A 503-nucleotide genomic window follows, 5' to 3' on the forward strand; every position below is an offset into this window, starting at 1 on the left:
CTTGAGGTGTTTGTTAGTTGCATTTGCGCGGACAAGAAATCAAAAGCAACCAAAACCAATCTGTTACCACACTCAACGTGTTTTCTTGTGCCATACAAAATGCTCGTGTTTATGAATAACCACCTATTAATATTGTTTTATACGAGCCATTTGCTCTAACCAACCATATTCTGCGGACGTTATTAGGGACATAAATGAGTCCAACATTACCACTGATTGATTAAAGCAATAGCGCTCAAACACAACCCCATACTAAAAATCCCAATATAGATAACTTTGATGCGTTCCGAATCTGAAACTTGCACTGAAGGATAACGACCCAAAGTACAGAGTTTTGAAAAAAGCCAACCAACCGAATAGCAGGCAAGATTAATAACCTTTATCTGAACGATAAACTGAACCAAAGAAACAAGAGACCTAAAAATTACCGATGCGACTTCTTCCATTTTTTATATTACCTTTTGAGAAATTTAAACTTTGTAAGCAACTAACGCCCGCCTAAG

1 protein-coding gene is annotated in these 503 nt (G+C 37.2%); it reads right to left on the bottom strand.

Annotated elements, in window-relative coordinates; translation table 11 throughout:
• Positions 1–206 precede the first annotated feature (206 nt).
• Positions 207–446 (bottom strand): hypothetical protein, encoded by a 240-nt coding sequence (locus GOU96_RS18225; RefSeq protein WP_032479075.1) that lies wholly within the window; start codon positions 444–446, stop codon positions 207–209.
• Positions 447–503: the final 57 nt, after the last annotated feature.

Source organism: Vibrio sp. R-1 (genome assembly GCF_035615595.1).
Lineage (GTDB): Bacteria > Pseudomonadota > Gammaproteobacteria > Enterobacterales > Vibrionaceae > Vibrio > Vibrio cholerae.